Below are 24754 nucleotides of genomic sequence, written 5' to 3' on the forward strand. Positions count from 1 at the left end.
GCGTAGGCCTGATAAGCGTAGCGCATCAGGCTGTGTTCATGCCGGATGCGGCGTGAACGCCTTATCCGGCCTACGAAATCGTGCAAATTCAATACATTGCATATGGCGCGTAGGCCTGATAAGCGTAGCGCATCAGGCTGTGTTCATGCCGGATGCGGCGTGAACGCCTTATCCGGCCTACGAAATCGTGCAAATTCAATACATTGCATATGGTGCGTAGGCCTGATAAGCGTAGCGCATCAGGCTGTGTTCATGCCGGATGCGGCGTGAACGCCTTATCCGGCCAACGAAATCGTGCAAATTCAATACATTGCATATGGCGCGTAGGCCTGATAAGCGTAGCACATCAGGCTGTGTTCATGCCGGATGCGGCGTGAACGCCTTATCCGGCCTACATCGTCATGTAAATTCAATATATTGCAGATACCGCGTAGGCCTGATAAGCGTAGCGCATCAGGCAGTTTTGCGTTTGTCATCCGTTTAATGCCCGCAGAGATCCGGGCATATTTCCGAATACGTATTTTTACACCGTAAACCCTAACATCATCCCCGTATCTTCATGCTCCAGCAGATGGCAGTGCGCCATATAAGCATGTTCTTTCGGCGCGTCGTGATTAAACTTCACCAGTACTTCGCTGACATTACCTTCTACCTTAACGGTATCTTTCCAGCCTGCGCGATGCGTCGCTGGCGGTTTGCCATTTTCTGACAAGATACGGAACTGCGTACCGTGGATATGGAACGGATGCAGCATCATGTCACCCACGCCAGAAATAACCCAACGCTCATATTGCCCTTTCGCCGCCGCAAACATCGGCTTATTCATATCAAATGCCTGACCGTTGATTTTATTAGCATGGTGGAAATCGAACTTCCCGCCGTGGTTCATATGCTTCATATTGCCGTGCCCCATATGCCCCATCATCTGGCTGTGATCCATCCCGGCCATCGCCTGATCGCCATATTTCTCTATCAGCATCTGCATTCCCATCATATCGAGCATCGGGTCCATAGAGAGTTGCAGCTTACGTACCGTTAATCCGTCCAGCGAAGGTAAGGCTGGCAGGCTACTTAACGCGTCGGGTAAGGAACCTGAAGCACTAATAGCAATCGGCTGAATCCGCATTACTGGATGCGGCTTGTCAAACGGTGCAATCGCCATCCCCATCTGGCTGACCGGCAGCGTCACCAGATCAAATGGTTTGTTGTCGTTAACCTCCACCAGCACTTCAAAACGCTCGCCCATCAGCACCGGAAGCTCGCTCACCTTCACCGGTTCAGGCAGCAGTCCACCATCACTGGCAATCACATACAGCGGGCGATTGTCGCTGGTGGCGAAATTGAGCGAGCGGGCGTTACAGCCATTAAGCAAACGCAGGCGCAGCCAACCACGCGGGGCAGCGTGTTGCGGGTAGATTACACCATTGGTCAACAACGTATCGCCAAACCAGCCCACGGCAGCGGTCATCACATCCAGTTGATAATCAATCTGTCCATCGGCGTTAAATTTTTTATCCTGAACAATCACCGGGACATCATCGATACCCCACTGTTTTGGCAGCATTAATTTCAGGATCTCGTCATCTTCAATCACCACCAGTCCAGCCAGCCCCATCGCCACCTGACGCCCGGTTTTGCCATGTTGATGTGGATGAAACCAGCAGGTAGCGGCAGGTTGCTCAACGTTCAGCGTCACCGTGCGTTTGCCGCCTGGTGGAATAATTCCCTGCGGGCCGCCGTCAACTTCACCCGCGACTTCCAGCCCGTGCCAGTGCAACGTCGTCTCTTCCGTCAGTTGGTTATAGATATCAACCGTTACCGCTTTGCCGCGCTGTAATTTGACCGCCGGCCCCAGCAGATTGCCGTTATAGCCCCAGGTAGTTGCGGTGTTCCCGCCAAAGGTGGACTGACCTGCGCCAATAGTTAACTGAATACGATTACGGGCATCGGTCGTGAGCAAATCAGGGATCGGTAACGTTGGACTCTCTGCCGCAAATACTGCGCGGCTCCAGAGCGGCAGGGCCGAAGCCACGCCCAGCGCGACGGAATATTTTAAGAAATCACGACGTTGCATAGTTATTTCCTTATTCTTAAGCAGGCGAAACAAAATCAAACGTTGAGCATAGACCTTCTCCTTACAGGAAGGTCAAGCCGCAGACACAATTTAATCAACAATAATGGTCGTCGCCTCGCTCGCAGTGTGCTAACGTTTATCTTCTTTAAGCCCCTGGTAGAAGCAATGAAGACGTTTTTCAGAACAGTGTTATTCAGCAGCTTGATGGCCATCTGCGCAAACAGTTACGCGCTCAGCGAGTCTGAAGCCGAAGATATGGCCGATTTAACGGCAGTTTTTGTCTTTCTGAAGAACGATTGTGGTTACCAGAACTTACCTAACGGGCAAATTCGTCGCGCACTGGTCTTTTTCGCCCAGCAAAACCAGTGGGATCTCAGCAATTACGACACCTTCGACATGAAAGCCCTCGGTGAAGACAGCTACCGCGATCTTAGCGGCATTGGCATTCCCGTCGCAAAAAAGTGCAAAGCCCTGGCCCGCGATTCCTTAAGCCTGCTTGCCTACGTCAAATAATCCCTGTTACCTTTTTGTAGAAATATTGACCGTGCATTCACGGTCAATATTAGCTATTATGTTGCGCCCTTTTTTTACGGGTGTTAACAAAGGAGGTATCAACCCATGGCCGAAAAAAAGCAGTGGCATGAAACGCTACACGACCAGTTTGGGCAGTACTTTGCGGTAGATAACGTTCTGTATCATGAAAAGACCGATCACCAGGATCTGATCATTTTTGAGAACGCCGCATTTGGTCGCGTAATGGCGCTGGATGGCGTAGTACAAACCACCGAGCGCGACGAGTTTATCTACCATGAGATGATGACCCATGTTCCGCTACTGGCCCACGGCCACGCGAAACATGTGCTGATTATCGGCGGCGGCGACGGTGCCATGCTGCGTGAGGTGACCCGACATAAAAACGTTGAGTCAATCACGATGGTGGAAATTGATGCGGGTGTCGTGTCGTTCTGCCGTCAATATCTGCCCAACCATAACGCCGGTAGCTACGACGATCCGCGCTTTAAACTGGTGATCGACGATGGCGTCAATTTCGTTAATCAAACCAGCCAGACCTTCGACGTGATCATCTCCGACTGCACCGACCCCATCGGACCTGGCGAAAGTTTGTTCACATCTGCATTCTATGAAGGTTGCAAACGTTGCCTGAATCCTGGCGGTATTTTCGTCGCGCAGAACGGTGTCTGCTTTTTACAGCAGGAAGAAGCCATCGACAGCCATCGCAAACTCAGCCATTACTTCAGCGACGTTGGCTTTTATCAGGCGGCGATCCCGACTTATTACGGCGGCATCATGACCTTTGCATGGGCGACAGATAACGACGCCTTACGCCATCTCTCTACCGAAATTATTCAGGCGCGTTTTCTCGCCTCTGGCCTGCAATGTCGTTATTACAATCCGGCAATCCATACGGCAGCTTTTGCCTTACCGCAGTATCTACAAAACGCACTGGCTTCCCAGCCGTCCTAAGGAGAAGATAAGAAATTGAAAAAACTGAAACTACATGGCTTTAATAATCTGACCAAAAGTCTGAGTTTTTGTATTTACGATATCTGCTACGCCAAAACTGCCGAAGAGCGCGATGGTTATATTGCGTATATCGATGAACTCTATAATGCCAACCGCCTGACCGAAATCCTGACAGAAACTTGTTCCATTATCGGGGCCAATATTCTTAACATCGCCCGCCAGGATTACGAACCACAAGGTGCCAGCGTCACTATTCTGGTGAGCGAAGAACCGGTCGACCCGAAGCTTATCGACAAAACAGAACACCCCGGCCCACTGCCCGAAACGGTGGTTGCCCATCTCGATAAAAGTCATATTTGTGTACATACCTACCCGGAAAGCCATCCTGAAGGCGGTTTATGTACCTTCCGCGCCGATATTGAAGTCTCTACCTGCGGCGTGATTTCTCCGCTGAAGGCACTGAATTACCTGATCCACCAGCTTGAATCCGATATCGTGACCATTGATTATCGCGTGCGCGGCTTTACCCGCGACATTAACGGTATGAAGCACTTTATCGACCATGAGATTAATTCGATTCAGAACTTTATGTCCGAGGATATGAAGGCGCTGTATGACATGGTGGATGTAAACGTCTATCAGGAAAATATCTTCCATACCAAGATGTTGCTTAAAGAGTTCAACCTTAAGCACTACATGTTCCACACCAAACCGGAAGATTTAACCGACAGCGAGCGCCAGGAAATTACCGCTGCGCTGTGGAAAGAAATGCGCGAGATTTATTACGGGCGCAATATTCCAACTGTTTAACGACTCAGGCGGAGCACAGAGGCTCCGTCTGATTTATTTACCTCTGCTGAACGAAATTACGGTACGCCGCCACCACCTGAAGAAAATCCTCAACGCCACACAGCGACAGGCTTTCTTCGTCGTAGTAGTTCATCCCCTCTTCCATTTCATCGCCAGCGAATTCCAGTTGATTGGCGCGAACCATCACCTCTTCACCGTCCATCCATAGCGTGTATTCATGTCCGGCTCGCTGCCATGAACGTTCGCTGCCTTTAAGCATGCGCGCGGCGTCTTCCACTTCGTCAAGCAAGGCCAGGTTTTCTTTCACTTCTTCATTAAACCAGTGCCCGACCACTTCATGCCCCATGGACATACGCACCTTTACCACTCCGGTAATATCGCGCAGAAATTCGTAATCCATAGTGTGTTCCTCTGCTCCCGGCAATGCGCCGAAATCGCATTGCGCCATTGATGTAATTATCGCAGCCTTACCGGAGAAAAACAGCGGAACGGCGATGGTTTAGAAATAAAAAATGCCCGGGAATCTCATTCACCGGGCATTGTGTCGTTTATGCGCAGCGCGTGCGCTTACTTATTAAACCGCAGTCTGAAAAATCACCCCATCGGCTTTTTCGGTGTACTGAGAAAGCTGGTTGAAGTTCAGATAACGGTAAGTATCAACGGCTGTTTTATCAACCTGCGCCACGTAGGTCTGGTACTCTTCCGGCGTCGGCAGTTTGCCAATCAGCGCCGCAACAGCAGCCAGTTCCGCAGAAGCCAGGAAGACGTTCGCCCCCGTACCCAGACGGTTCGGGAAGTTACGGGTTGAGGTGGAAACCACCGTCGCACCATCTGCCACACGCGCCTGGTTACCCATGCACAGGGAACAGCCAGGGATCTCGATACGCGCACCACTCTTACCGAAGACGCTGTAATAGCCTTCTTCTGTCAGCTGTGCGGCGTCCATACGGGTTGGCGGTGCCACCCACAGGCGGGTCGGCAATTGGCCTTTATGCGCATCCAACAGTTTACCCGCGGCACGGAAGTGACCGATGTTAGTCATGCAAGAACCGATAAACACTTCGTCGATCTTCTCGCCCTGTACCGCAGACAGCGGACGCGCGTCGTCCGGATCGTTCGGTGCACAGAGGATTGGCTCTTTAATATCAGCCAGATCGATGTCGATCACTGCCGCGTATTCTGCATCTGCATCGGCTTCCAGCAGCTCTGGATTCGCCAGCCATTTTTCCATGCCCTGAATACGGCGTTCCAGGGTACGACGATCGCCGTAACCTTCCGCGATCATCCACTTCAGCAGAACGATGTTAGAGTTCAGGTATTCGATGATCGGCTCTTTGTTCAGCTTGATGGTACAACCAGCGGCAGAACGCTCAGCGGACGCATCGGTCAGCTCAAAGGCTTGCTCCACTTTCAGATCCGGCAGACCTTCAATTTCCAGGATGCGACCAGAGAAGATGTTTTTCTTGCCTTTCTTCTCAACGGTCAGCAGACCTTGTTTGATCGCATACAGCGGGATCGCGTGTACCAGATCGCGCAGGGTGATGCCCGGCTGCATTTTACCTTTGAAACGTACCAGAACAGATTCCGGCATATCCAGCGGCATTACGCCAGTTGCGGCAGCAAATGCCACCAGACCAGAGCCAGCAGGGAAAGAGATACCGATCGGGAAACGGGTATGGGAGTCACCGCCAGTACCGACGGTATCCGGCAGCAGCATACGGTTCAGCCAGGAGTGGATTACGCCGTCCCCCGGACGCAGCGACACACCGCCACGGTTCATAATGAAGTCCGGCAGCGTATGGTGAGTATTAACGTCAACCGGCTTCGGATACGCCGCGGTGTGGCAGAAAGACTGCATCACCAGGTCAGCCGAGAAGCCCAGGCACGCCAGGTCTTTCAGTTCATCACGAGTCATTGGGCCGGTGGTGTCCTGGGAACCTACAGAAGTCATTTTCGGTTCGCAGTAGGCGCCCGGACGAATGCCTTTCACGCCGCAGGCACGGCCCACCATTTTCTGCGCCAGCGAGAAGCCACGGTTGCTTTCAGCCACATCTTTCGCCTGACGGAACACATCACTGTGCGGCAGACCAAGTGCTTCACGCGCTTTGGTGGTCAGGCCACGCCCGATAATCAGCGGAATACGACCACCGGCACGTACTTCATCAATCAGCACGTCGGTTTTCAGTTCGAAGGTTGCCAGCAGTTCGCCGGTTTCGTGGTTACGCACTTCACCTTTGTACGGGTAAACGTCAATCACGTCTCCCATGTTCAGGTTAGAGACGTCGACTTCGATTGGCAGTGCACCCGCGTCTTCCATCGTGTTAAAGAAGATTGGTGCAATTTTCCCGCCGAGACACAGGCCGCCGCCGCGCTTGTTCGGCACATGCGGAATGTCATCGCCCATAAACCACAGTACGGAGTTGGTCGCGGATTTACGCGATGACCCCGTACCCACAACGTCACCGACGTAGGCCAGCGGGAAACCTTTCTGTTGCAGAGCTTCGATTTGCTTGATCGGACCAACAACACCTGGCTGGTCTGGCTCAATACCTTCACGGGCATTTTTCAGCATCGCCAGCGCGTGTAGCGGGATATCCGGGCGTGACCACGCATCCGGTGCCGGAGAGAGGTCATCGGTGTTAGTTTCACCGGTCACTTTGAAGACGGTAACGGTCAGTTTTTCAGCCAGTGCCGGACGATTCAGGAACCATTCGGCATCTGCCCAGGACTGCATTACCTGCTTCGCGTATTTGTTGCCTGCTTTGGCTTTCTCTTCTACGTCATAGAAATTATCAAACATCAGCAGCGTGTGGGACAGTGCTTTGGCAGCAATCGGTGCCAGTTTGGCATCGTCCAGCGCGTCGATCAGAGGATGAATGTTGTAACCACCCTGCATGGTGCCCAGCAGTTCGATGGCTTTTTCCGGAGTCAGCAGTGGGGATTTGGCTTCACCTTTCGCAACAGCAGCCAGGAAGCCTGCTTTGACATAGGCGGCTTCATCGACGCCAGGGGGTACACGGTTGGTTAACAGATCTAACAGGGATTCTTCTTCGCCCGCGGGCGGGTTTTTCAGCAGCTCTACAAGTGCGGCCATTTGGTTTGCATCCAGGGGTTTGGGCGCAATCCCCTCAGCGGCACGCTCAGCTACGTGCTTACGGTATTCTTCTAGCACGACGGTTCTCCTCGCTCTCATTGTCATAGTGCGGCAGGCGATTCTCTTCACGCTCCTGTGAGACAGCAGTTTGTAGGGTAAATGCCCAGTACCGCAACGGGCAGAATAGCAGGATTTTGACGATATGTTAATCTGTTTACAAAAAAGCAACATAAAAAGTGGCTGAATCGTTAAGGATGGTCTAGAGATGGTTTCCCTCCGTAAAAACCTCGTTAATTCGCATGGTGATAATCACCTTTATCAACAAATCCCAAGATTAGTCAAAATTTAAACTACCGTCTCTTTATACTCGGATTCACAGCACCTGCGGGTGGCAGTTCGCCGACCATTGCGATTTCCTTGAGATCCGAATTATGAAAATGACTTTGCCGTTTAAACCCCATGTGCTGGCGCTAATTTGCAGTGCCGGGCTTTGTGCCGCCTCTGCCGGACTATATATAAAAAGCCGCACAGTGGAAGCGCCTGTGGAACCGCAATCGGCAGAACTGGCTGTGTCTGACGCTGCTACGGTTACGCTTCCTGCAACAGTCTCCGCGCCGCCTGTAACGCCCGCCGTCGTCAAATCCGCATTCAGCACTGCTCAAATAGATCAATGGGTTGCGCCTGTCGCGCTGTACCCCGATGCCCTGCTTTCACAAGTACTGATGGCCTCGACCTATCCGGCAAACGTTGCGCACGCAGTGCAATGGTCGCACGATAACCCCCTCAAGCAAGGCGATGCGGCTATTCAGGCAGTTTCTGGCCAGCCGTGGGATGCCAGCGTCAAATCACTGGTGGCCTTCCCACAGTTGATGGCGTTGATGGGCGAAAACCCGCAATGGGTGCAAAACCTGGGTGATGCGTTTCTGGCGCAGCCGCAGGATGTAATGGACTCGGTACAGCGTTTGCGTCAACTGGCGCAACAAACCGGCTCGCTGAAGTCATCAACCGAACAGAAAGTCATTACGACAACGAAGAAAGTTGTACCGGTAAAACAGTCCGTTAAAGCCCCCGTTACGTTATCTGATACCGTTTCAACAACCAGCACCGTCATTGCAGAACCTGCGCCGACCGTAATAACCATCGAACCAACCAATCCGGATGTGGTTTATATTCCGAACTATAACCCAACCGTGGTTTATGGGAACTGGGCCAATACCGCTTATCCCCCGGTTTATCTTCCACCGCCTGCGGGGGAACCCTTTGTTGACAGCTTTGTGCGTGGATTCGGCTACAGTATGGGCGTCGCCACTACATACGCGTTATTCAGCAGCATCGACTGGGATGACGACGATCATGACCATCATCATCATGACAATGATGATTACCATCACGATGGCGATCATCGTAACGGTAATGGCTGGCAACACAACGGTGACAACATCAATATCGACGTCAACAATTTCAATCGCATCACCGGTGAGCATCTCACTGACAAGAATATGGCATGGCGGCACAACCCAAATTACCGTGATGGCGTACCTTATCATGATCGGGATATGGCAAAGCGATTTCATCAAACCGATGTCAACGGCGGCATGAGCGCCACACAGCTCCCTGCTCCAACACGTGACAGCCAGCGTCAGGCGGCAGCAAGTCAGTTTCAGCAACGAACACACGCCGCACCAGTCATTACACGAGATACCCAACGTCAGGCAGCGGCACAGCGGTTTAATGAAGCTGAACACGATGGGAGCTATGACGACTTCCGCGAGTTCAGCCGTCACCAACCACTGACCCAGCAACAAAAGGACGCCGCTCGTCAGCGTTATCAGTCGGCCTCTCCTGAGCAGCGCCAGGCAGTCCGCGAGAAAATGCAGACTAACCCACAGACCCCGCAGCGAAGAGAGGCAGCGCGTGAGCGTATTCAGTCCGCATCACCAGAGCAGCGCCAGGTATTTAAGGAAAAAGTACAGCAGCGCCCACTGAACCAACAGCAACGTGATAACGCCCGCCAGCGTGTTCAATCGGCATCACCTGAACAACGTCAGGTTTTTCGAGAGAAAGTTCAGGAGAGCCGCCCGCAGCGTCTAAATGACAGTAACCACACGACCCGATTAAATAACGAACAACGATCTGCGGTACGCGAACGGTTGTCTGAGCGTGGAGCAAGAAGACTGGAAAGGTAAAATGCAGGCGTAAAAAAAGCGGCATTGTTAGCCGCTTAAGACTGGTGACAAACATCGAATTGCCCGATGCGCAAGCTTATCGGGCCTACATGGCATCTACAATATATTGAATTTGCATGATTTTGTAGGTCGGATAAGGCATTTATGCCGCATCCGACATTAACAACGAGCACTTTATCAACAATCTGAAGCGGCCAGGACAGCCGCTTCTTAATTTACCGAATGTTCCGGCAAGCGAAGAATTACTTCTTCTTCGCTTTCGGGTTCGGCAGGTCGGTAATGCTACCTTCGAACACTTCTGCTGCCAGGCCCACAGACTCGTGCAGAGTCGGGTGCGCGTGGATGGTCAGCGCGATGTCTTCAGCGTCACAGCCCATTTCGATCGCCAGGCCGATTTCACCCAGCAGCTCGCCGCCGTTAGTACCGACAATCGCACCACCGATCACACGGTGAGATTCTTTGTCGAAAATCAGCTTGGTCATACCGTCTGCGCAGTCGGAAGCGATAGCACGACCAGAAGCAGCCCACGGGAAGGTAGCGGTTTCGTAGCTGATGCCTTTCTCTTTCGCTTCTTTCTCTGTCAGCCCCACCCATGCAACTTCTGGTTCGGTATAGGCGATAGACGGAATAACTTTCGGATCGAAGTAGTGTTTCTTACCGGCAATAACTTCAGCGGCAACGTGACCTTCGTGAACACCTTTGTGTGCCAGCATCGGCTGACCGACGATATCACCGATAGCAAAGATGTGCGGTACGTTGGTACGCAGCTGTTTATCAACACGGATGAAACCACGGTCGTCCACTTCCACGCCCGCTTTGCCTGCGTCGAGGTTTTTACCGTTCGGCACACGACCAATCGCTACCAGCACGGCGTCGTAACGCTGCGGTTCAGCCGGGGCTTTTTTGCCTTCCATCGTCACGTAGATACCGTCTTCTTTCGCTTCAACGGCGGTAACTTTGGTTTCCAGCATCAGGTTGAATTTCTTGCTGATACGCTTGGTGAAGACTTTAACGATGTCTTTGTCAGCAGCCGGGATAACCTGGTCGAACATTTCAACCACGTCAATCTGTGAACCCAGCGCGTGGTATACGGTCCCCATTTCCAGACCGATGATACCGCCCCCCATAACCAGCAGACGTTCTGGTACTTCTTTCAGTTCCAGCGCGTCAGTAGAGTCCCAGATACGCGGATCTTCATGCGGAATAAACGGCAGTTGGATCGGGCGAGAACCCGCTGCAATGATCGCGTTGTCGAAGTTGATCACGGTTTTGCCGTTCTCACCTTCAACTTCCAGGGTGTTAGCCCCAGTGAATTTACCCAGACCATTGACCACTTTTACTTTGCGGCCTTTCGCCATACCAGCCAGACCCGCGGTCAGCTGATTGATCACTTTTTCTTTCCAGGTACGAATCTTGTCGATATCGGTTTTCGGTTCGCCGAAGACGATACCGTGTTCAGCCAGCGCTTTGGCTTCTTCGATAACTTTTGCTACGTGCAACAGTGCTTTAGAAGGGATACAGCCGACGTTCAGGCAAACACCACCGAGGGTGTTGTAGCGTTCTACGATTACAGTTTCCAGACCTAAATCAGCGCAACGGAAGGCAGCAGAGTAACCTGCGGGGCCTGCCCCAAGTACCACGACCTGAGTTTTGATTTCAGTACTCATCATGACCTCTATATATTTATCTCCGGCGGTCTGACGTTTTTCTTATGACGCCCATCGTCCACCGGGTCGTTCTATCCGTCGGTATTTTACAAAATTGTTAACAATTTTTAAACAACAAACGGCAACCGATTTGTCTATTCGCTGATATCCTCAATACATTCATGAGATTACCAGAAAAAACGAGAATGATGACAAACGCAAAATTGCCTGATGCGCTACGCTTATCAGGCCTACGTAATCTCTGCAATCTATTGAAATTACATGTTTCTGTAGGCCGGATAAAGCGTTCACGCCGCATCCGGCATGAACAACGCGCACATTGTCAACAATCTGAACCGACCGTCAGGCCAGCTTTTTCATTACATCACCAGACGGCGAATATCGCTCAACATGTTGTTGATGATGGTAATGAAGCGCGCACCATCAGCACCGTCGATCACGCGGTGGTCGAAGGAGAGAGAAATCGGCAGCATCAGACGCGGCACGAACTCTTTACCATTCCACACCGGCTCCATCGCGGACTTGGAAACACCGAGGATAGCCACTTCCGGCGCGTTCACAATCGGCGCGAAGTGGGTAGTCCCCAGGCCGCCGATGCTGGAGATGGTGAAGCAACCGCCCTGCATTTCGCCCGCTGTCAGCTTACCGTCACGCGCTTTCTTAGAAATCGTCATCAGCTCACGAGACAGCTCGATGATGCCTTTCTTGTTGACGTCTTTGAATACCGGAACAACCAGACCGTTCGGGGTATCCACCGCCACTCCGATGTTGATGTATTTCTTCAGGGTCAGACGCTGACCGTCTTCCGATAGCGAACTGTTGAAGCGAGGCATCTGCTCAAGTGCCGCAGCAACGGCTTTCATGATGAAGACAACCGGGGTGATCTTCACATCCAGCTTACGTTTCGCTGCTTCTTCGTTCTGCTGTTTACGGAACGCTTCCAGCTCGGTGATATCGGTTTTGTCGAAGTGAGTAACATGCGGGATCATCACCCAGTTACGGCTCAGGTTAGCACCAGAGATTTTCTGGATACGGCCCAGTTCCACTTCTTCGATTTCACCAAACTTGCTGAAGTCCACCTTCGGCCACGGCAACATGCCAGGGATACCGCCGCCAGTCGCCGCCGGAGCCGCTTCTGCACGTTTGATAGCTTCTTTCACGTAAGCCTGAACGTCTTCGCGCAGGATACGACCTTTACGGCCCGTGCCCTTAACTTTCGCCAGGTTAACGCCAAACTCGCGTGCCAGACGGCGGATCAGCGGAGTCGCGTGAACGTAAGCGTCATTTTCAGCGAATTCAGATTTGCCTTCTGCTTTCGCAGCTGGTGCTGCTGCCGGGGCTTCAGCTTTTGCTGCCGGAGCCGACGCTGCCGCTTCCTGTTTCGCCGGAGCCGTCGCAGGCGCTGCGCCTTCAACTTCGAAGATCATAATCAGCGAGCCAGTTTTCACTTTATCGCCAACGTTGACTTTCAGTTCCTTCACGACACCAGCAAACGGAGCCGGAACTTCCATAGAAGCTTTGTCGCCTTCTACGGTGATCAGTGACTGTTCAGCGGCAACTTTATCGCCCACTTTCACCATCACTTCAGTCACTTCAACTTCGTCACCGCCGATATCCGGAACGTTAACTTCTTTCACGCCACCCGCTGGTGCAGGAGCTGCTGTCGGAGCCGCTTCCTGTTTCGCCGCCGGAGCTGCCGCGCCTGCTTCACCCGCGACTTCGAAGACCATAATCAACGAGCCGGTAGACACTTTGTCACCCACGTTCACTTTGATCTCTTTCACGGTGCCTGCAAACGGTGCAGGAACTTCCATAGAAGCCTTGTCGCCTTCTACGGTGATCAGCGACTGTTCAGCTTCAACTTTGTCACCCACTTTCACCAGGATTTCGGTCACTTCGACTTCGTCGCTGCCGATATCCGGAACGTTAACGTCTTTTGCCGCCGCAGCCGCTGGTGCTGCTGCCGGAGCCGCTTCTTTCTTCTCTTCTGCCTGAGCAGGTGCAGCGTCAGCTGCACCGTCGGCGGAATCGAAAATCATAATCAGTGCGCCGGTCTGGGTTTTATCGCCAACAGAGACTTTGATCTCTTTAACGATACCCGCCTGCGGAGACGGAACTTCCATAGAGGCTTTGTCGCCTTCTACGGTGATCAGCGACTGTTCGGCTTCAACTTTGTCGCCCACTTTGACCAGGATCTCGGTGATTTCAACTTCATCAGCCCCGATGTCCGGTACTTTGATTTCGATAGCCATTATTCTTTTACCTCTTACGCCAGACGCGGGTTAACTTTTTCTGCATCGATGTTGAATTTGGCGATTGCGTCAGCAACCACTTTCTTATCGATTTCGCCACGTTTAGCCAGTTCGCCCAGCGCCGCAACCACAACATAAGAAGCATCAACTTCGAAGTGGTGACGCAGGTTCTCACGGCTGTCGGAACGACCGAAGCCATCAGTACCCAGTACGCGGTAGTCGTCAGCTGGTACGTAAGTACGGACCTGCTCAGCGAACAGTTTCATATAGTCGGTAGATGCCACTGCTGGAGCGTCGTTCATCACCTGCGCGATATACGGAACGCGCGGAGTTTCCAGCGGGTGCAGCATGTTCCAGCGTTCACAATCCTGACCATCACGCGCCAGTTCGGTGAAGGAGGTCACGCTATATACGTCAGAACCTACGCCGTAGTCTTTTGCCAGGATCTCTGCCGCTTCACGGACGTGACGCAGGATAGAACCGGAGCCTAAGAGCTGAACTTTACCTTTGCTACCTTCAATGGTTTCGAGTTTGTAGATACCTTTACGGATACCTTCCTCAGCACCTTCCGGCATTGCCGGCATGTGGTAGTTTTCGTTCAACGTAGTGATGTAGTAGTAAACGTTCTCTTGTTTTTCACCGTACATACGCTCCAGACCGTCGTGCATGATGACAGCAACTTCGTAAGCGTAAGCCGGGTCGTAAGAGATACAGTTCGGGATAGTCAGCGACTGAATGTGGCTGTGACCATCTTCGTGCTGCAGACCTTCGCCGTTCAGGGTGGTACGACCGGAAGTACCGCCGATCAGGAAGCCACGCGCTTGCTGATCGCCTGCTGCCCAGCACAGATCGCCGATACGCTGGAAGCCGAACATCGAGTAATAGATGTAGAACGGAATCATCGGCAGATTGTTGGTGCTGTAAGAGGTCGCCGCTGCCAGCCAGGAACAACCTGCGCCCAGCTCGTTGATCCCTTCCTGCAGGATCTGACCTTTCTCGTCTTCTTTATAGTAAGCAACCTGCTCGCGGTCCTGCGGGGTGTACTGCTGACCGTTCGGGCTGTAAATACCAATCTGACGGAACAGGCCTTCCATACCGAAAGTACGCGCTTCGTCGGCGATGATCGGCACCAGACGATCTTTGATCGACTTGTTCTTCAGCATCACGTTCAGGGCACGAACGAAAGCGATAGTGGTAGAGATCTCTTTGCTCTGCTCTTCCAGCAGCGCACCGAAGTCTTGCAGGCTCGGCAGCTCCAGCTTCTCGGTGAAATTCGGCTGGCGGCTTGGCAGATAACCGTGCAGTTTCTGACGCTGAGCGTGCAGATAGGTATGCTCTTCAGAACCTTCCGGGAAGGTGATGTACGGCAGTTTTTCGATATCAGCATCAGACACCGGCACATTGAAACGATCGCGGACATAGCGCACGCCGTCCATGTTCATTTTCTTAACCTGGTGCGCGATGTTTTTACCTTCAGCCGCGTCGCCCATGCCGTAACCTTTAATGGTATGAGCAAGGATTACTGTCGCTTTGCCTTTGGTTTCCTGCGCTTTCTTAAATGCAGCGTAGATTTTCTTCGGATCGTGACCGCCACGATTCAGAGCCCAGATCTGCTCGTCAGTCCAGTCTGCAACCAGTGCTGCGGTTTCCGGATATTTCCCGAAGAAATGTTCACGGACGTACGCACCATCTTTCGATTTGAAGGTCTGGTAGTCGCCGTCAACGGTTTCGTTCATCAGCTGGATCAGTTTACCGCTGGTATCTTTACGCAGCAGTTCATCCCAACGGCTACCCCACATCACTTTGATCACGTTCCAGCCAGCACCTTCGAAGATGCCTTCCAGTTCGTTGATGATCTTGCCGTTACCGGTGACCGGGCCGTCAAGACGCTGCAGGTTACAGTTGATAACGAAGACCAGGTTATCCAGTTTTTCACGGGTAGCGATGGTGATCGCACCTTTGGATTCTGGTTCGTCCATTTCACCGTCGCCGAGGAACGCGTAAACGGTCTGTTTAGAGGTATCTTTCAGGCCACGGTGTTCCAGATATTTCAGGAATTTAGCCTGGTAAATAGCACCAATCGGACCCAGACCCATAGATACGGTCGGGAACTGCCAGAATTCCGGCATCAGTTTCGGGTGCGGATAGGAAGAGAGGCCATTGCCGTGAACTTCCTGACGGAAGTTATCCAGCTGCTCCTGAGTCAGACGACCTTCCAGGAAAGCACGTGCATAAACGCCCGGGGAGATGTGGCCCTGGAAGTAAACCAGGTCGCCGCCATCCTGCTCGTTGCGTGCACGGAAGAAGTGGTTAAAGCACACATCATAAATGGTTGCGGAAGACTGGAAGGATGCCATGTGGCCGCCCAGTTCCAGATCTTTTTTCGACGCACGCAGAACCGTCATGATAGCGTTCCAGCGAATAGCTGAACGAATACGGCGTTCCAGTTCCAGATTACCCGGATACTCCGGTTGTTCTTCAACGGGGATGGTGTTGATGTAGTTGCTGATACCGGTGCCTGCGGCTACGTTGACACCGCCTTTGCGGGCTTCAGCAAGCAGTTGGTCGATCAGATACTGAGCACGCTCAACACCTTCTTCACGGATGACCGATTCGATCGCCTGGAGCCAGTCGCGAGTTTCGATCGGATCCACGTCATTTGGGAAACGTTCTGACATGGGTTATTCCTTATCTATCTAATAACGTTGAGTTTTCTGGAACCTGTCCCATTGAACTCTCGCCGGAAAGCTCAATAAGACAGGTTCTACGTTTAGTTGCCGCGCTTTTATATGCGCTTGATTTACAACATCTTCTGGATAATTTTTACCAGAAAAATCACTAATTCTTTCGTTGCTCCAGACGACGCAGAGAACGCTCACGGCGACTCTCTTCACGGCTTCTGTCAAGCAAAATTTCTTCGATAAAGGCCAGATGGCGATGCGATGCTTCGCGTGCTTCTTCCGGCTTACCGGCCATAATCGCTTCGAATATGCGGGTGCGGTGACTACTCACCAGCGGCAGCATCTCGCGACGCGAATAGAGCAATTCGAAGTTCTGACGGACATTCTGGGCCAACATCGGCTCCATACACCTTAGCAGATGAAGCAGAACCACATTGTGGGCCGCTTCGGTGACGGCAATCTGATACTGGAGTACGGCATTTGATTCCGCGTCCAGATCGCCAGACTGCTGCGCCAGTTCTATGGCGTGGTGGAGTTCACGGATGCGTTCCTTGTCTTCATCGGTACTACGCAGCGCGGCGTAATAGGCGGCGATACCTTCCAGGGCGTGTCGTGTTTCGAGCAAGTCATACTGTGATTCAGGATGGTCGGAGAGCAATTCCACCAGCGGATCGCTGAAGCTCTGCCAAAGGCGGCTCTGAACAAACGTGCCGCCCCCCTGGCGACGAAGCAACAAGCCCTTCGCTTCGAGACGTTGAATCGCCTCACGCAAGGAGGGACGGGAGACATCGAACTGTTTTGCCAGTTCGCGTTCCGGTGGGAGTTTTTCGCCCGGGCGGAGAGTGCCTTCGAGGATCAAAAACTCCAGTTGCTGCTCAATCACATCGGAGAGTTTTGGTTGGCGGATTTTGCTGTAGGCCATGAGTTCCTGTCTTAAGCCACTTGCCGAAGTCAATTGGTCTTACCAATTTCATATCTGTGACGCTAAAGTAACAAAGTATTCACCTCATGTCCATACAGTTTTTGATTGAAATCATGAAACTGTGCACATTTTAACAAGTTAACATATATAACGTTTCAAAGTTGTAACCATGCACAAATGTAGACTTTACGCATGAAAGAGATTTTTTAACGATTATTAAACTATAAAAATCCAAATTGAACCGATTCACTTACCAATTTTGTGATTTTTAATTCAATTAAGATGAATTTATATTCACGCATTGTGATAAGGATAATTGGGGCGAGACTTTACAAACGGTTTCTTTTTAAGCAACTCATCTTCAACCATGCATAAAGCGGGTGCATTCACTGCCGCATACCATTATTCTTGATCTGACGGAAGTCTTTTTGTAACAATTAAAACCTCACCGATGTAAACAAATTAATACAATAAACGGAATTGCAAACTTACACACGCATCACTGCGTAGATCAAAAAAACAACCACCGCACGAGGATTCATGATGGAAGGTCAACAGCACGGCGAGCAGCTAAAGCGCGGCCTTAAAAACCGCCATATTCAGCTTATCGCGCTGGGCGGCGCGATAGGGACAGGGCTATTCCTGGGAAGCGCCTCCGTAATACAGTCCGCAGGGCCAGGGATCATCCTGGGTTATGCCATTGCTGGTTTTATCGCCTTTCTGATCATGCGTCAGCTGGGTGAAATGGTGGTAGAAGAACCTGTCGCAGGCTCCTTCAGCCACTTTGCCTATAAATACTGGGGCAGCTTTGCCGGTTTCGCCTCTGGCTGGAACTATTGGGTACTGTACGTTTTAGTTGCCATGGCAGAGCTGACTGCTGTGGGTAAATACATTCAGTTCTGGTATCCGGAAATCCCCACCTGGGTTTCTGCCGCCGTGTTCTTTGTGGTAATCAACGCTATCAACCTGACCAATGTAAAAGTATTTGGCGAGATGGAGTTCTGGTTTGCCATTATCAAAGTTATCGCGGTGGTGGCGATGATCATCTTCGGCGGCTGGCTGCTGTTCAGCGGCAACGGCGGTCCGCAGGCGACCGTAAGCAACCTGTGGGATCAGGGTGGCTTCCTGCCGCACGGCTTCACCGGACTGGTGATGATGATGGCGATTATCATGTTCTCGTTCGGTGGTCTGGAACTGGTGGGGATCACCGCAGCAGAAGCTGATAACCCGGAGCAAAGTATTCCCAAAGCGACCAACCAGGTTATCTACCGCATCCTGATTTTCTACATTGGTTCGTTAGCCGTTCTGCTCTCACTGATGCCGTGGACACGTGTTACCGCTGACACCAGCCCGTTTGTGCTGATCTTCCACGAGTTAGGCGATACCTTTGTGGCGAATGCGCTAAATATCGTGGTACTGACTGCTGCACTCTCCGTATACAACAGCTGCGTATATTGCAACAGCCGGATGCTGTTTGGTCTGGCCCAACAAGGGAACGCACCAAAAGCGCTGGCGTCTGTCGACAAACGCGGCGTACCGGTAAACACCATTCTGGTGTCTGCACTGGTTACGGCACTGTGCGTATTAATTAACTACCTTGCCCCAGAATCCGCATTCGGACTGTTAATGGCGCTGGTAGTATCTGCACTAGTGATCAACTGGGCGATGATCAGCCTGGCGCATATGAAATTCCGTCGCGCCAAGCAGGAACAAGGTGTGGTAACTCGCTTCCCTGCTCTGCTCTATCCGTTGGGTAACTGGATCTGCCTGCTGTTTATGGTGGCGGTACTGGTGATTATGCTGATGACGCCAGGAATGGCGATTTCGGTATACCTGATCCCGGTATGGCTCGTCGTGTTAGGCATCGGTTATCTGTTCAAAGAGAAAACCGCCAAAGCCGTAAAAGCGCATTAATCTCTCTACGCCCTCACCCGTGCTGGGTGAGGGCAATAATCTTTACACCAACGCCCCGTAAATCGTCAGTAACGCAATCACCACCACGACCACGAACGAGGTTTTCTTCGCCATTGAAACCGCTGCCTTCGGCGTCTCCACCTTATCGACATGCGGTTCACGCGCCAGAGAGAACTGCGCCAGACAGGTTAACACCTGATATTGCGAAGTATGGAAATCACCCAGCGAAGCAAACCAGGCCGGTAACGCTTTCTCACCATGACCGATCAAGGCATATACCACGCCCGCAAGACGAACAGGCACCCAATCCAGCATATGAAGCACGGCATCAATGCCGGACTGTAAACGATGATGCGGCGTCTGGTAACGCGCCAGCCAGTATTGCCATGCACGTAAAAACGCATACCCCATCAACGTAACGGGTCCCCAGGTCCCCCCGACAATCAGCCAGAACAGCGGTGCAAGATAAAAACGAAAGTTGGTCCACAACAGTGCATTTTGCAGCTCACGCAAATACTCACGTTCATCGCAGCCTGCAGGGACGCCGTGAATCATAGTGAGTTCGCCAGCCATCGTGGAACGGGCATGGCTATCATTACGTGAAGCAGCAGTCAGATAAGCATGATAATGAAGACGAGCTTTACCTGCGCCAATACACAGCAAACCAATCAGCAGCCACACCAGCAGCGTCGGAACGTTGAACAATACTCCCTGCAATGCGCGTAACAATAAAAAAGTCACGCCCATCACAATAATGGTCATGCCTAACGTGCGCCCGAGTGAAAAATGTTTCACCCGCCGAAAGAACGCTTCAAGACGATGATCAAGCTGCCAGTGCTCGCCTAACTTAAACAGGCGCTCGAAAATTAACACCAGTAAGGTTGTAAATAGCGTCATATTGTCTCCTTGCTGACCAGCGCACGAAACCGTACCCAATCAAATGCAGAACCAGGATCGGTTTTCCGATCCGGCGCAATATCACAATGGCCCGTCATGTTATTAGCGATATCTGGATAGCGGCTAATCAGTGCACGCGTAACCGCCGCAAGCTGTTGATACTGCGCATCGGTATACGCCAGCGTATCGGTGCCTTCCAGCTCAATCCCAATAGAAAAATCATTGCAGCGTTCGCGTCCCTGATACTGAGAGACTCCCGCATGCCAGGCGCGTTTATCGAAAGGAACATACTGGACTATTTCACCATCACGGCGAATCAAGCAGTGAGCGGAGACGCGCAAATGGGCGATCTCAGCGAAGAAAGGATGTGCCTGCGGATCAATAGTTCCAGTGAATAATGCATCGATCCACGGACCACCAAACTCGCCTGGCGGCAGGCTAATATTGTGCACCACCAGCAAGGTGGGTGTTTCGTCATCCGGGCGGCAATCGTAATGTGGTGAAGGAACGCGGCGCGCGCCAACCAGCCACCCCTGTTCTAACAACATGCAGGATCTCCTTATATGTGGTGCTAATACCCGGTTCAGAGTAGCATGTTTCTACCTTATGATTCGTTAGCTATCTGGAGTTTTAACATGCCGCCTCGCCGCTATAACACTGACACCCGACGTGACGAGCTGCTGGAACGCATTAATCTCGACATCCCCGGCTCGGTGGCCCAGGCGCTACGGGAAGATTTAGGTGGAACAGTCGATGCCAACAATGACATTACGGCAAAACTTTTACCGGAAAATTCTCGCTCTCATGCCACGGTGATCACCCGCGAGAATGGCGTATTCTGCGGCAAACGCTGGGTTGAAGAGGTGTTTATTCAACTGGCAGGCGACGATGTCACCATAATCTGGCATGTGGATGACGGCGATGTCATCAACGCCAATCAACCTTTGTTCGAACTTGAAGGCCCATCCCGCGCGCTGTTAACGGGCGAACGCACGGCGCTCAATTTTGTGCAAACCCTTTCAGGGGTTGCCAGTAAGGTACGCCACTATGTCGAATTACTGGAGGGCACCAACACGCAGTTATTGGATACGCGCAAAACCTTACCCGGCCTGCGTTCGGCTCTGAAATACGCGGTACTTTGCGGCGGTGGAGCGAATCACCGCCTGGGGCTTTCTGATGCCTTCCTGATCAAAGAAAATCATATTATTGCCTCCGGCTCAGTGCGCCAGGCGGTCGAAAAAGCGTCCTGGCTGCATCCGGATGCGCCAGTAGAAGTCGAAGTAGAGAATCTGGAAGAACTTGATGAAGCCCTGAAAGCAGGCGCCGATATTATCATGCTGGATAACTTCGAAACAGAACAGATGCGCGAAGCCGTCAAACGCATCAACGGCAAGGCGCTACTGGAAGTGTCTGGCAACGTCACTGACAAAACACTGCGCGAATTTGCCGAAACGGGCGTGGACTTTATCTCCGTCGATGCGCTAACTAAACACGTACAGGCACTCGACCTTTCAATGCGCTTTCGCTAATTGCTGACAGATTTATCCACTCCATCGCGGGGGGATAATCTCCCCTTCCCCAACGTTCTTCGTAACGCCTCGCAAATTTCTTGTCTTTCGTTGCAACGTAATAAAAAACCTCGGAAGCCGCTTTCCCGTTTTGTTTTTTGCCCCTCGCCTGCGTCGATGGCGTTTGCCAAAGTAGCGCCAACGAAATCAAGGAGCGAAACAGATGGACAAGCAACGCGGTTTTACACTTATCGAACTGATGGTGGTTATTGGCATCATTGCCATTTTAAGCGCCATTGGTATTCCCGCTTATCAAAACTACCTACGCAAAGCCGCACTCACCGACATGCTACAAACCTTTGTGCCTTACCGTACCGCCGTAGAATTGTGCGCGCTGGAACATGGTGGATTAGATTCCTGCGACGGTGGCAGCAATGGCATCCCCTCACCTACCACCACCCGCTATGTTTCAGCCATGAGTGTGGCAAAGGGCGTCGTGTCGCTCACCGGCCAGGAGAGCCTCAATGGGCTAAGCGTCGTCATGACGCCGGGTTGGGATAACGCAAACGGCGTCACAGGCTGGACGCGCAACTGCAATATTCAAAGTGACAGCGCATTGCAGCAAGCCTGCGAAGATGTCTTCCGCTTTGATGACGCCAACTAAGGAGCGACAATGAATATTCCACAGCTCACCGCCCTGTGTCTGCGTTATCAGGGAGTCTTGCTGGATGCCAGCGAAGAGGTGATTCATGTTGCGGTAGTCGATGCACCTTCGCATGAGCTACTGGACGCATTGCATTTCGCTACCACCAAACGTATTGAGATCACCTGCTGGACGCGCCAACAAATGGAAGGTCACGCCAGTCGCGCACAACAGACATTACCCGTAGCGGTACAAGAGAAGCATCAGCCTAAAGCAGAGTTGCTAACTCGAACGTTACAATCTGCGCTGGAACAACGCGCGTCGGATATTCATATCGAACCCGCGGACAATGCCTACCGCATCCGCTTGCGTATCGACGGTGTACTGCATCCTTTACCGGATGTTTCACCGGATGCCGGGGTCGCATTAACCGCCAGATTAAAAGTGCTGGGAAACCTGGATATTGCGGAACATCGTCTGCCGCAAGACGGGCAATTCACTGTCGAACTGGCTGGGAACGCCATCCCATTTCGTATTGCGACCTTGCCATGCCGGGGCGGTGAAAAGGTAGTATTACGGTTGTTACAGCAGGTGAGCCAGGCACTGGATGTGAACATGCTAGGAATGCAACCGTTACAACTGTCGGACTTTACTCATGCCTTGCAACAACCACAGGGACTGGTGCTGGTAACTGGCCCTACCGGCAGCGGCAAAACAGTCACGCTTTATAGTGCCCTGCAAACGCTGAATACCGCTGATATTAATATTTGTAGCGTCGAAGATCCGATTGAGATCCCCATTGCCGGGCTAAACCAGACGCAAATCCATCCGCGTGCCGGTCTTACCTTTCAGGGCGTTTTGCGCGCGTTATTACGCCAGGATCCGGACGTCATCATGATCGGAGAGATTCGCGATGGCGAAACAGCAGAGATCGCTATTAAAGCGGCGCAAACGGGTCATCTGGTGTTGTCCACCCTACACACTAATTCCACCTGCGAGACGCTGGTACGTTTACAGCAAATGGGAGTCGCCCGCTGGATGCTCTCATCGGCGCTTACGCTGCTAATAGCCCAGCGTCTGGTACGCAAACTTTGCCCACATTGTCGCCTGCAGCAAGGGGACCCCATTCATATTCCAGACAATGTATGGCCATCGCCGCTACCCCGCTGGCAAGCCCCCGGTTGTGTACATTGCTACCACGGATTTTATGGTCGCACGGCCTTATTTGAAGTTCTGCCCATAACACCGGTCATACGTCAGCTTATTTCCGCTAATACCGACGTTGAATCGCTGGAAACGCACGCCCGACAGGCGGGTATGCGTACGCTTTTTGAAAACGGCTGCCTGGCCGTGGAGCAAGGCTTAACCACCTTTGAGGAGTTAATCCGCGTATTGGGGATGCCTCATGGCGAGTAAGCAACTCTGGCGCTGGCATGGCATAACCAGCGACGGCAATGCGCAAGATGGGATGCGATGGGCAGAGAGCCGTGCTTTGCTGCTTATGGCACTACAGCAACAGATGGTTACCCCACTAAGCCTGAAGCGAATCGCCACCAATTCTGCGCAGTGGCGAGGAGATAAAAGCGCGCAAGTCATTCATCAACTGGCGACGCTACTCAAAGCTGGGTTAACGCTTTCTGAAGGGCTGGCACTGCTGGCAGAACAGCATCCCAGTAAGCAGTGGCAAGCGTTGCTGCAATCACTGGCGCACGATCTCGAACAGGGCATTGCCTTTTCCAATGCCTTATTACCCTGGTCAGAGGTTTTCCCGCCGCTCTATCAGGCGATGATCCGCACGGGTGAACTGACCGGTAAATTGGATGAATGCTGCTTTGAACTGGCGCGTCAGCAAAAAGCCCATCGTCAGTTGACCGACAAAGTAAAATCCGCGTTGCGTTATCCCATTATCATTTTAGCGATGGCAATCATGGTGGTTGTGGCAATGCTGCATTTTGTTCTGCCGGAATTTGCCGCTATTTATAAGACCTTTAACACCCCACTACCGGCGCTAACGCAGGGGATCATGACGCTGGCAGACTTTAGTCGCGAATGGAGCTGGCTGCTGGTGTTGTTCGCCTTTCTGCTGGCGATAGCCAATAAATTGCTGATGCGCCGCCCGACCTGGCTTATCGCGCGGCAGAAATTGCTGTTACGCATCCCGATTATGGGGTCACTGCTGCGGGGACAAAAACTCACTCAGATCTTTACGATTCTGGCGCTGACACAAAGTGCAGGTATTACTTTTTTACAGGGCGTAGAGAGCGTTAGAGAAACCATGCGCTGCCCGTACTGGGTGCAACTTCTGACACAAATCCAGCACGATATCAGTAACGGTCAGCCCATCTGGCTGGCGCTAAAAAATGTCGGTGAGTTTAGCCCGCTCTGTTTGCAGTTAGTGAGAACAGGAGAGGCATCCGGTTCGCTGGATCTCATGTTAGACAACCTCGCCCATCATCATCGGGATAACACACTGGCGCTGGCAGATAACCTTGCCGCCTTGCTAGAACCGGCGTTGCTGGTCATTACCGGAGGAATTATCGGTACGCTGGTGGTGGCAATGTATCTGCCAATTTTCCATTTAGGCGATGCGATGAGTGGGATGGGTTAACGCTGGCGTGTTG

The 24754-nt window shown here is 52.1% G+C and carries 18 protein-coding genes; 9 read left to right on the forward strand and 9 right to left on the reverse strand.

Annotation, left to right across the window (positions count from 1 at the left end; all coding sequences use genetic code 11):
- Nucleotides 1–523 precede the first annotated feature (523 nt).
- A complete protein-coding gene (cueO, locus tag A7090_RS05030) occupies nucleotides 524–2074 on the reverse strand; it encodes a multicopper oxidase CueO (RefSeq protein WP_105273228.1) in 1551 nt (516 codons plus the stop codon).
- A gap of 165 nt (nucleotides 2075–2239) precedes the next feature.
- On the opposite strand from cueO, the gene A7090_RS05035 reads away from it, so the two are divergent.
- The 3 genes from A7090_RS05035 (at nucleotide 2240) to speD (ending at nucleotide 4369) form a co-directional block, all read left to right on the forward strand.
- Entirely contained in the window at nucleotides 2240–2587 is a 348-nt protein-coding gene (locus A7090_RS05035; RefSeq protein ID WP_105273229.1) for a YacC family pilotin-like protein, read from the forward strand.
- 105 nt (nucleotides 2588–2692) lie between these two features.
- Entirely contained in the window at nucleotides 2693–3559 is an 867-nt protein-coding gene (gene speE, locus A7090_RS05040; RefSeq protein ID WP_105273230.1) for a polyamine aminopropyltransferase, read from the forward strand.
- Between the two features lie 15 nt (nucleotides 3560–3574).
- Nucleotides 3575–4369 carry an adenosylmethionine decarboxylase gene (gene speD / locus A7090_RS05045; protein WP_105273231.1) on the forward strand — a complete coding sequence of 265 codons (795 nt, stop codon included), beginning with the start codon at nucleotides 3575–3577 and terminating at the stop codon, nucleotides 4367–4369.
- A gap of 37 nt (nucleotides 4370–4406) precedes the next feature.
- Here speD and yacL read toward each other — a convergent pair whose 3' ends face one another.
- Nucleotides 4407–4769, reverse strand: coding sequence for a protein YacL (gene yacL / locus A7090_RS05050; protein ID WP_105273232.1), 363 nt, complete (start codon nucleotides 4767–4769; stop codon nucleotides 4407–4409).
- Nucleotides 4770–4943: 174 nt separating this feature from the next.
- Complete coding sequence (gene acnB / locus A7090_RS05055) at nucleotides 4944–7541, reverse strand: bifunctional aconitate hydratase 2/2-methylisocitrate dehydratase (RefSeq protein WP_105273233.1); 2598 nt, start codon at nucleotides 7539–7541, stop codon at nucleotides 4944–4946.
- A 353-nt stretch (nucleotides 7542–7894) separates the two neighbouring features.
- On the opposite strand from acnB, the gene A7090_RS05065 reads away from it, so the two are divergent.
- Nucleotides 7895–9649 carry a DUF3300 domain-containing protein gene (locus tag A7090_RS05065; protein ID WP_105273234.1) on the forward strand — a complete coding sequence of 585 codons (1755 nt, stop codon included), beginning with the start codon at nucleotides 7895–7897 and terminating at the stop codon, nucleotides 9647–9649.
- A gap of 242 nt (nucleotides 9650–9891) precedes the next feature.
- Here the strand turns inward: A7090_RS05065 and lpdA are convergent, their stop codons facing one another.
- The 4 genes from lpdA to pdhR all read right to left on the reverse strand — a co-directional run bounded on the left by lpdA (nucleotide 9892) and on the right by pdhR (nucleotide 17171).
- Nucleotides 9892–11316 (reverse strand): dihydrolipoyl dehydrogenase, encoded by a 1425-nt coding sequence (gene lpdA / locus A7090_RS05070; protein WP_105273235.1) that lies wholly within the window; start codon nucleotides 11314–11316, stop codon nucleotides 9892–9894.
- A 359-nt stretch (nucleotides 11317–11675) separates the two neighbouring features.
- Entirely contained in the window at nucleotides 11676–13568 is a 1893-nt protein-coding gene (aceF, locus tag A7090_RS05075) for a pyruvate dehydrogenase complex dihydrolipoyllysine-residue acetyltransferase (protein WP_105273236.1), read from the reverse strand.
- A gap of 14 nt (nucleotides 13569–13582) precedes the next feature.
- The gene (aceE, locus tag A7090_RS05080; protein ID WP_105273237.1) at nucleotides 13583–16246 is read right to left on the reverse strand and encodes a pyruvate dehydrogenase (acetyl-transferring), homodimeric type; all 2664 of its coding nucleotides are present in this window, start codon (nucleotides 16244–16246) and stop codon (nucleotides 13583–13585) included.
- A 160-nt stretch (nucleotides 16247–16406) separates the two neighbouring features.
- On the reverse strand, nucleotides 16407–17171 hold the full coding sequence (gene pdhR, locus A7090_RS05090; RefSeq protein ID WP_072971335.1) for a pyruvate dehydrogenase complex transcriptional repressor PdhR: 765 nt from the start codon (nucleotides 17169–17171) through the stop codon (nucleotides 16407–16409).
- 540 nt (nucleotides 17172–17711) lie between these two features.
- Between pdhR and aroP the strand changes: the two genes are divergently transcribed.
- On the forward strand, nucleotides 17712–19085 hold the full coding sequence (aroP, locus tag A7090_RS05095; protein ID WP_105273238.1) for an aromatic amino acid transporter AroP: 1374 nt from the start codon (nucleotides 17712–17714) through the stop codon (nucleotides 19083–19085).
- Between the two features lie 42 nt (nucleotides 19086–19127).
- Here aroP and ampE read toward each other — a convergent pair whose 3' ends face one another.
- On the reverse strand, nucleotides 19128–19982 hold the full coding sequence (ampE, locus tag A7090_RS05100; RefSeq protein WP_105273239.1) for a beta-lactamase regulator AmpE: 855 nt from the start codon (nucleotides 19980–19982) through the stop codon (nucleotides 19128–19130).
- Nucleotides 19979–20530, reverse strand: coding sequence for a 1,6-anhydro-N-acetylmuramyl-L-alanine amidase AmpD (gene ampD, locus A7090_RS05105; RefSeq protein WP_105273240.1), 552 nt, complete (start codon nucleotides 20528–20530; stop codon nucleotides 19979–19981). Before ampD ends, ampE begins: the two co-directional genes overlap by 4 nt.
- An 87-nt stretch (nucleotides 20531–20617) precedes the next feature.
- Between ampD and nadC the strand changes: the two genes are divergently transcribed.
- From nadC to hofC, 4 genes are all read left to right on the forward strand, one after another.
- Nucleotides 20618–21511, forward strand: a complete 894-nt coding sequence (nadC, locus tag A7090_RS05110; protein ID WP_105273241.1) for a carboxylating nicotinate-nucleotide diphosphorylase — start codon at nucleotides 20618–20620, stop codon at nucleotides 21509–21511.
- Between the two features lie 202 nt (nucleotides 21512–21713).
- A complete protein-coding gene (gene ppdD / locus A7090_RS05120) occupies nucleotides 21714–22154 on the forward strand; it encodes a prepilin peptidase-dependent pilin (protein WP_105273243.1) in 441 nt (146 codons plus the stop codon).
- A gap of 9 nt (nucleotides 22155–22163) precedes the next feature.
- Nucleotides 22164–23549 carry a type II secretion system protein GspE gene (gene gspE, locus A7090_RS05125; RefSeq protein WP_105273244.1) on the forward strand — a complete coding sequence of 462 codons (1386 nt, stop codon included), beginning with the start codon at nucleotides 22164–22166 and terminating at the stop codon, nucleotides 23547–23549.
- Nucleotides 23539–24741 (forward strand): protein transport protein HofC, encoded by a 1203-nt coding sequence (gene hofC / locus A7090_RS05130; RefSeq protein ID WP_105273245.1) that lies wholly within the window; start codon nucleotides 23539–23541, stop codon nucleotides 24739–24741. Before gspE ends, hofC begins: the two co-directional genes overlap by 11 nt.
- Nucleotides 24742–24754 lie beyond the last annotated feature (13 nt).

Origin of the sequence: Escherichia sp. MOD1-EC7003 (assembly GCF_002965065.1) — a bacterium.
In the GTDB taxonomy this organism is placed as follows: domain Bacteria; phylum Pseudomonadota; class Gammaproteobacteria; order Enterobacterales; family Enterobacteriaceae; genus Escherichia.